Raw genomic sequence first — 7,703 nt, forward strand, 5'->3', positions numbered from 1 at the left:
CCTATACGACTGAGGAAAGTGAGAAACTGGAGGTAAGGGCATTGGCGGAGAAACTCGGTGGCGACATGGAAGCCGCCATCCGACAGCTTGCAGAGGACAAACAAGAGAACAAATGAAATTCATTATCCACTTAATCCAAAAGTAAAATGAGAACAAAAGTAATCATAACAATCTGCCTGTTCCTGCTGATGGCGGGAAAGGCAAGCGCACAGTGGTCTGTCATAGATCCTACCAACATTGCGCAGAGTATCATCAACTCGTCCAACAACATCGTCCACACATCTTCGACGGCTCAAAACATGCTCAACAACTTCAAAGAGACCGTGAAGATTTACGAGCAGGGCAAGAAGTACTACGATGCGCTGAAGTCGGTGAATAACCTCGTCAAGGATGCACGCAAGGTGCAGCAGACCATCCTCATGGTGGGTGACATCACGGACATCTACATCAACAACTACCAGAAGATGATGCACGATGACAATTTCTCCGTGGAGGAACTCTCCGCCATCGGCTTCGGCTACACCAAACTGCTGGAGGAAAGCAACGATGTGCTGACAGAACTGAAGAACGTGGTGAACATCACGACCCTTTCCATGACGGACAAGGAGCGAATGGACGTGGTGGAACGCTGCTACTCGAAGATGAAGCGTTACCGCAATCTTGTGAGCTACTACACCAACAAGAACATTTCCGTGAGTTATCTGCGTGCCAAGAAGAAAAACGACCTCGACCGCATCATGGGACTCTACGGCAAGTCAAACGAGAAATACTGGTAGCCTATGGATTTCGAGAATCTTCACCAGATACTGCGGTCCCTGTATGACGAGATGATGCCGCTGTGTTCCGACATGACGGACATTGCCAAGGGACTTGCAGGACTTGGGGCGCTGTTCTATGTCGCCCTGAGGGTTTGGCAGTCACTGTCAAGGGCAGAGCCGATAGACGTATTTCCGCTGCTCCGTCCGTTTGCCATCGGACTTGCCATCATGTTCTTCCCGACCATCGTGCTCGGTACGCTCAACAGCGTGATGAGTCCCATCGTGCAAGGTACACATTCCATGCTGGAGACACAGACCTTCGACATGAATGAATACCGGGCGCAGAAAGACAAACTGGAGTATGAGGCGATGAAACGCAATCCGGAAACCGCATACCTTGTGAGCAACGAGGAGTTTGACAAGCAGCTTGACGAACTCGGCTGGTCACCCGGCGACGTGGTGACAATGGCAGGAATGTATGTGGAGCGTGGCATGTACAGTATGAAAAAGAGCATCCGTGATTTCTTCCGTGAACTGCTGGAGCTGCTATTTCAAGCCGCTGCACTGGTCATAGACGTGCTGAGGACATTCTTCCTCATCGTCCTGTCCATCCTCGGACCGCTTTGTTTCGCCATATCGGTATGGGACGGATTCCAGTCCACGCTGACGCAATGGTTCTGCAGGTACATACAGATTTATCTCTGGCTACCCGTTTCGGACTTGTTCAGTACCATCCTTGCCAAGATACAGGTGCTGATGCTGCAAAACGACATCGAGGCATTGCAGAACGACCCGAACTTTTCCATTGAGGCAAGCAACGGTGTTTACATCGTTTTCCTCATCATCGGAATCATAGGTTACTTCACCATACCGACCGTGGCGGGATGGATCATACAGGCAGGTGGCGGCATCGGCAACTACAACCGGAACGTGAACACGGCAGGCTCACTGGGCGGAAGCATCGCAGGAGCAACGGCTGGAAATGTGGCAGGACGTGCCGGAAGGCTCATCAAGAGCGGATTTAAGAAAATATAGTCATTCATGAACAATACAACGAAAAGAAAAATGGAATTCAAGTCATTGAAGAATATCGAGACCTCGTTCAGACAGATACGCCTGTTCTGCATCGTCCTCGTCATCGGTTGCGCTGTTGTTGCAATATGTTCGGTGGTGTTCGCATTCCGATTTGCGGAGAAGCAACGCGAGAAGATATACGTCCTTGATGGAGGCAAGTCACTGATGCTCGCTCTCTCGCAAGACCTCTCACAGAACAGACCTGCCGAGGCAAGGGAACACGTGAGACGCTTTCATGAGCTGTTCTTCACGCTCTCTCCCGAAAAGAGTGCCATTGAGCACAACGTGAAACGAGCCTTGCTGCTGGCAGACAAGAGCGCATACAACTATTACCAGGACTTTGCGGAGAAAGGTTTTTATAACCGACTCATTGCAGGAAACATCAACCAGTCGCTGCAAGTTGACAGCGTGGTCTGTAACTTTGATAACTACCCTTATCAAGCCAAGACCTACGCACGGCAGGTGATACTCCGAGAGAGCAATGTGACGGAAAGAAGTCTTGTCACCGTATGTAGGTTAGTGAATGCCACACGCTCCGACGACAACCCGAATGGTTTTACCATTGAAGGTTTCACCATTGTGGAGAACAGGGACATCAGTACAGTAGAACGATAAAAATAGCAAGAATGGAAAATCCGATTAAGACAATCCAAGAAAAGGTGAATGGTATGAAGGGAAGACTGCGTGACAGGCTGGATTCCCTTCCGCCAAGGGTGAGACTGAAAGTCGTGCTCGTCATGTTCGGCTTGTTTGCCCTCTGTAGCCTTTACATGATAGGTTCAGCCATCATCAACTTCGGAAACGGCAAGACCTCAAATATAGAGGTTGAGCATATTGAGAGTGTAAAGTTGCCCACCGACAAGGGGCAGCAAGTGACCAACCTGAATGAATTGATACATGGAGAAAGAGAAGAATGACAAGATGGAGCCGGATAAGGCTCCAAAGGAAAAGAAGCCTTTGACAGAGGAACAGCGTATCAAGCGTAACAAGATGATTGCCATACCATGCATGTGTCTCGTCTGCGCATTGGTGTTATGGCTCATCTTCAAGCCGTCTGCATCAGAGGGTGAGAAAGGCAGCAAGGGATTCAACATGGAAATGCCCGATGCGGAGAAGACAGATGTGGAGGCGGACAAGCGCAAGGCATACTCCAAGGAGGATTTTGCCAATAAGCAGAAGGAAAAAAGCAGAGCTATGAACACTCTTGGTGAGTACATGCCAGGCATGGACTCCACGGCATCGGGGCAGGACAAGGATTTTGACTTGATGCAGTCTGGTGGACAGCCTACAAAAGCGGAAAGACAGGAGACGGATGCCATCCGCTCGTCTGCCGAGGCATACCGAACCTTGAACACGACCTTGGGCGGTTTCTATGAACAGCCACAGCAAGGGGAAAGCAGCGAAGATGCTGAGTTGAGGAAACGTCTTGATGAGCTGGAGGCAAGCATGATGCAACAGGAAAGCAAGCGTTCCAATATGGACGAGCAAGTTGCCCTTATGGAGAAGTCCTATCAACTTGCGGCAAAGTACATGCCTGGTGGAAATGCCAATGCAGCAAGTCCTTCATCAGCAGAAACTGCAACAGAGGAAAACAAGGAAGCTGTCACCAAGGGCAAGAAAGCCAAGATTACACCTGTAAGGCAAGTTCAAAGGCGTGTAGTCTCGTCCTTGAACCGCCCCATGAGTAACGGGGAGTTTGTCGCCTCTTACTCGGAAAAGGCTTCGGCAAGGTTCAATACCGCCATCGGAAGAGGTGGTGTTTCCGACAAAAACACGATTTCTGCCTGCATCCACGGCAACCAGACCATAACGGACGGACAGGCAGTAAGGTTGAGATTGTTGGAATCTATGCGTGTCGGCAATAGGGAGATACCACGAAATTCTGTCATTGTCGGAGTGGCACGATTGCAAGGCGAAAGGCTTTCCATAGCCTTGAAGTCCATTGAGCACAACGGCATGATTATCCCGATTGAGCTTGCCGTCTATGACAATGACGGTCAGGAGGGCATCTTCATCCCGAAGTCGATGGAGGTTGACGCAGCCAAGGAAGTCGGTGCCAACATGGGAAGCTCGCTGAACAGCAGCATCAACATTTCCTCCAATGCCGGTGCCCAACTTGCCTCCGACTTGGGAAAAGGTGTCATACAAGGCGTGTCGCAGTATATCTCCAAGAAGATGCGTACCGTCAAGATACACCTGAAGGCTGGCTACAGGGTCATGCTCTACCAAGAGGAAGATTAGCCGAAAGGCAACAACATTTATACCACTTAATCCAAAAGTTTAATTAAAAGCAAACCAAAATGAAGAAGACAACAATCATGTTCGCCATTATGCTGGGCGTAGCCTGCACTGCATCAGCGCAGAAGACAGGCAAGAAAAAAGCGCAGAAGTCTGTAAAGACTGAGCAAGTAAGCAATGTTTCTTCCGACCAGGAAGAGAGACTGACCTTGACCAAGGAGGTGTATCCGCAGAAGGAAGAGAACAGCAACCTCTATCACGGCTTGACCAAGAAGCTGACCTTCGACCGCATGATTCCACCTCATGGTTTGGAAGTGACTTATGACAAGACGGTTCATATTCTCTTTCCTGCCTCTGTCAAGTACGTTGACTTGGGTTCAGAGGATTTGATAGCTGGCAAGGCGGACGGTGCGGAGAATGTTATCCGTGTAAAAGCAGCCGTGAAGAACTTCAAAAAGGAGACCAATATGAGCGTCATCACGGAGGATGGCTCATTCTACACATTCAATGTGAAGTATGCCAAGGAACCGCTCATGCTCAATATCGAGATGGCTGACTTCATCCATGACGGTGAGGCGGTGAACCGCCCGAACAATGCGCAGGAGATTTATCTCAAGGAGTTGGGCAAGGAAAGTCCCATGCTGGTACACCTCATCATGAAGTCCATCCACAAGGAGAACAAACGCAAGGTGAAGCACATCGGCAGCAAGCGTTTCGGAATCCAGTACCTTTTGAAGGGCATCTATGTACACAGCGACTTGCTGTATTTCCACACAGAAATCAAGAACCAGAGCAACGTGCCGTTTGACGTGGACTATATCACGTTCAAGGTGGTGGACAAGAAGGTGGCGAAGCGAACCGCCATTCAGGAGCAGGTGCTTCTTCCTGTCCGTGCCTACAACTATGTGGTGCGTGTGGCTGGCAAGAAAACGGAGCAGACGGTGTTCTGTTTGCCGAAATTTACCATTCCAGACGACAAGGAACTTGTCGTGGAGATGAATGAGAAGGAAGGCGGTCGCCATCAGTCGTTTGTCGTGGAGAACAGCGACTTGGTGCGAGCTTTGACAATCAACGAACTTAGCGTGAAGTAACGGATGAAAAGAAGAAACATTGCAATCATGGCGATGCTTGCCCTCACCGCAGGGCAGGCATTCGCCCAACGATGCCTTCCTCAGATGAAAGGCATCGAGGTGAAGGTCGGCATTGCTGACGGTGTATATAACGGCAAGAAGTCCTGCAAGGCTGGCTATTATGCAGGTCTCGGACTTTCGAGCTATACCAAGGGTGGTGACAAGTGGACGTATGGGGCGGAATATCTGCAAGTACATCAGCCTTACCGTGAAACTTCCGTTCCAATAGCACAAATGACGGGCGAGTTCGGTTATTCCTACAACTTCCTTTCCGACAACAGCAAGACGGTGCTGTTCTATATCGGAGGTACGGCACTGGCTGGCTATGAGTCCGTAAACTGGGGCAAGAGAACCATGTCAGACGGAGCGACCTTGCAGAACAAGGGAGCGTTTATCTATGGCGGTGCCGTGGCATTGGAAACGGAAATATACCTGTCGGATGCAATAGCTTTGACCGCTTCCGTTAAGGAAAGGCTTGTTTGGGGCAACAGCACGGGACATTTCCACACGCAGTTTGGCATCGGCATGAAGTTCATCATCAACTAAAACAGTGAGCCTATGGACATCAATGAAATCAAACAAGTGCCTATTGTGGACTTTCTCTATGTTCTCGGCATTGAGCCTGTCAAGTACAAGGCTTCGGGACTTTGGTATCATGCGCCATACCGCAACGACCGCAATCCTTCGTTTCGGGTATCAACGGACAAGAATGTCTGGTATGACTATGGCATCGCCAGAGGTGGTGACATCTTCAACCTCGCAGGGGAGCTCATCAACAGCAATGAGTTTGTGGCGCAAGCCAAGTTCATATCTGAAACGCTTGGTGGCAGTTTCCCGACATCGTTTCCGCATTATCAAAGGATAGCGGAAAAGGCTGTGAAGGCAAAAGGCAATCACTTTAGTGATATTGTGGAAAAGCCTTTGAGTCATCCTGCTCTCAGACAGTACTTGCGTGAGCGTGGCATATCGGCTGACGTGGCGAGCCGTTTCTGCTGTCAGGTGGAATACCGATACAATGGCAAACAGTTCTTTGCTGTCGGTTTCAAGAACAACAGCGATGGCTACGAGATACGCAACCGCTTCTTCAAAGGTTGCGTGTCGCCAAAGGACATCACTCTCATTGGCAGGAACTGCAACGTCTGCCATCTGTACGAGGGTTTTATGGATTTCCTCTCTGCCGTAATTCTCGGTATTGGTCGTGGTGAGGATCATATTATCCTCAACTCGGTGGCTAATATGCAAAAGGTGCATCATCTTTTAGATGGCTATGCACAAGTGTACTGTCACTTGGACAATGACGAGGCAGGCGAGAATGCCTGTGTCGAACTGCAAAAGCGATATGGCGATAAGGTCATTGACCATTCGCATCTATACACAGGTTACAAGGACTTGAACGAGTACCTGATGAGCCATAAGACAAGAAAGTAACAATCATTCAAAAACATCAAGACAATGAAGAAGAACAATAAAATCAAGAAATCAGTGAGCGTGTTGGCATTCCTTTTCGTGTGTGCCGTGTCGGTAATCCTTTCATCGTGCAGCGATGAGCTGGACATTCAGCAGTCGTATCCGTTCAAGGTGGAGACGATGCCTGTGCCAAAGGACCTTGTGCGTGGACAGACCGTTGAAATCCGCTGCGAGTTGAAGGCGGAGGGAAAGTTTGACGGCACCATCTATACCATCCGCTATTTTCAGCATGACGGAAAAGGTTCGCTGAGAATGGAGAACGGAACGGTGTTCCAACCAAACGACCGCTATCTGTTGGAGAACGAGAAGTTCCGTCTTTACTATACCTCGGCAAGCACGGAGACACAGACGCTGACAGTGGTGGTAGAGGACAACTTCGGCAAGTCATACGAAATGGAGTTCAGTTTCAACGATACTGATGAGGAGGAAGAGTTTGCGATAAGTGCCAACAAACTCGGTAGCGTATGAGGTTGATGATATTGTTAGCCTTGCTTCTTGTGTCGGGCAGCTTGTCTGCCCAGACGCAAGGGGCGATAAAGCGAGTTTGTCATGTGTCACGTTTTGAGTTGGCTGTCGCCTGCATCAAGAAGTACGAGGGTCTGCACGGACCGAAGCACCATCCTTATGTCGGATATGGGCACAAGCTGTTGCCTGGCGAGAAGTTTTCTCCAAGAATGACGGAACGGCAAGCCGATGCCTTGCTGCGCTCTGACCTCAGAAAGCTGTGCGCCATGTTCCGTGGCTTCGGTCGTGACTCGCTGCTCTTGGCTACACTTGCCTACAATGTGGGGTGTGGAAAGGTGATGAAAAGCCGGATGTATGCCAAGATGCGAAGTGGCAACAGAAACATCTATCGTGATTATGTGGACTTCAAAAGGTGGAACGGAAAGATAGTGCCTTCCATCGAGCGAAGAAGAAAAATGGAGTATCTGCTCTTGTTTACTCCATAGTATAAGGTTTTATAAAAATAGGACAGTCCTTTTGATTGGGGGCTGTCCTTTGTTCTTTGCAAGCATCGCAGATAAGGAAAAAACGG

At 49.4% G+C, this 7,703-nt stretch carries 10 protein-coding genes; all 10 read left to right on the top strand.

The features are described from left to right. Positions 1–146: 146 nt before the first annotated feature. The 10 genes from DW657_RS16080 to DW657_RS16125 are packed head-to-tail and all read left to right on the top strand — an operon-like array spanning position 147 to position 7,617. Positions 147–776 (top strand): DUF4141 domain-containing protein, encoded by a 630-nt coding sequence (locus tag DW657_RS16080; RefSeq protein ID WP_118313418.1) that lies wholly within the window; start codon positions 147–149, stop codon positions 774–776. A gap of 3 nt (positions 777–779) precedes the next feature. After that, positions 780–1,793 (top strand): conjugative transposon protein TraJ, encoded by a 1,014-nt coding sequence (traJ, locus tag DW657_RS16085; protein WP_068856391.1) that lies wholly within the window; start codon positions 780–782, stop codon positions 1,791–1,793. 30 nt (positions 1,794–1,823) lie between these two features. Continuing rightward, positions 1,824–2,447 carry a conjugative transposon protein TraK gene (traK, locus tag DW657_RS16090; RefSeq protein WP_068856390.1) on the top strand — a complete coding sequence of 208 codons (624 nt, stop codon included), beginning with the start codon at positions 1,824–1,826 and terminating at the stop codon, positions 2,445–2,447. An 11-nt stretch (positions 2,448–2,458) separates the two neighbouring features. Next, positions 2,459–2,749 (top strand): TraL conjugative transposon family protein, encoded by a 291-nt coding sequence (locus DW657_RS16095; RefSeq protein ID WP_153089026.1) that lies wholly within the window; start codon positions 2,459–2,461, stop codon positions 2,747–2,749. Further along, positions 2,730–4,073, top strand: coding sequence for a conjugative transposon protein TraM (gene traM / locus DW657_RS16100; protein WP_117695632.1), 1,344 nt, complete (start codon positions 2,730–2,732; stop codon positions 4,071–4,073). Before DW657_RS16095 ends, traM begins: the two co-directional genes overlap by 20 nt. A gap of 59 nt (positions 4,074–4,132) precedes the next feature. Then, positions 4,133–5,161 carry a conjugative transposon protein TraN gene (gene traN / locus DW657_RS16105; RefSeq protein ID WP_117587568.1) on the top strand — a complete coding sequence of 343 codons (1,029 nt, stop codon included), beginning with the start codon at positions 4,133–4,135 and terminating at the stop codon, positions 5,159–5,161. Positions 5,162–5,164: 3 nt separating this feature from the next. Beyond that, positions 5,165–5,746: a conjugal transfer protein TraO gene (locus DW657_RS16110; RefSeq protein WP_117587569.1), complete on the top strand. Its 582-nt coding sequence runs from the start codon at positions 5,165–5,167 to the stop codon at positions 5,744–5,746. 12 nt (positions 5,747–5,758) lie between these two features. After that, a complete protein-coding gene (locus DW657_RS16115) occupies positions 5,759–6,628 on the top strand; it encodes a toprim domain-containing protein (protein ID WP_117587570.1) in 870 nt (289 codons plus the stop codon). Between the two features lie 15 nt (positions 6,629–6,643). Beyond that, the gene (locus DW657_RS16120; RefSeq protein ID WP_369973485.1) at positions 6,644–7,135 is read left to right on the top strand and encodes a DUF3872 domain-containing protein; all 492 of its coding nucleotides are present in this window, start codon (positions 6,644–6,646) and stop codon (positions 7,133–7,135) included. Continuing rightward, positions 7,132–7,617, top strand: coding sequence for a lysozyme (locus DW657_RS16125; protein WP_117587572.1), 486 nt, complete (start codon positions 7,132–7,134; stop codon positions 7,615–7,617). The genes DW657_RS16120 and DW657_RS16125 overlap by 4 nt, the downstream gene beginning before the upstream one ends. Positions 7,618–7,703: the final 86 nt, after the last annotated feature.

The sequence above is a fragment of the Prevotella sp. AM23-5 genome, assembly GCF_003473645.1.
GTDB classification, from domain to species: domain Bacteria; phylum Bacteroidota; class Bacteroidia; order Bacteroidales; family Bacteroidaceae; genus Prevotella; species Prevotella copri_A.

Coding starts and splice junctions, on each gene's coding strand:
- DW657_RS16080 (WP_118313418.1), top strand. CDS start 147: ATGAGAACAAAAGTAATCATAACAATCTGCCTGTTCCTGCTGATGGCG.
- traJ (WP_068856391.1), top strand. CDS start 780: ATGGATTTCGAGAATCTTCACCAGATACTGCGGTCCCTGTATGACGAG.
- traK (WP_068856390.1), top strand. CDS start 1,824: ATGGAATTCAAGTCATTGAAGAATATCGAGACCTCGTTCAGACAGATA.
- DW657_RS16095 (WP_153089026.1), top strand. CDS start 2,459: ATGGAAAATCCGATTAAGACAATCCAAGAAAAGGTGAATGGTATGAAG.
- traM (WP_117695632.1), top strand. CDS start 2,730: ATGGAGAAAGAGAAGAATGACAAGATGGAGCCGGATAAGGCTCCAAAG.
- traN (WP_117587568.1), top strand. CDS start 4,133: ATGAAGAAGACAACAATCATGTTCGCCATTATGCTGGGCGTAGCCTGC.
- DW657_RS16110 (WP_117587569.1), top strand. CDS start 5,165: ATGAAAAGAAGAAACATTGCAATCATGGCGATGCTTGCCCTCACCGCA.
- DW657_RS16115 (WP_117587570.1), top strand. CDS start 5,759: ATGGACATCAATGAAATCAAACAAGTGCCTATTGTGGACTTTCTCTAT.
- DW657_RS16125 (WP_117587572.1), top strand. CDS start 7,132: ATGAGGTTGATGATATTGTTAGCCTTGCTTCTTGTGTCGGGCAGCTTG.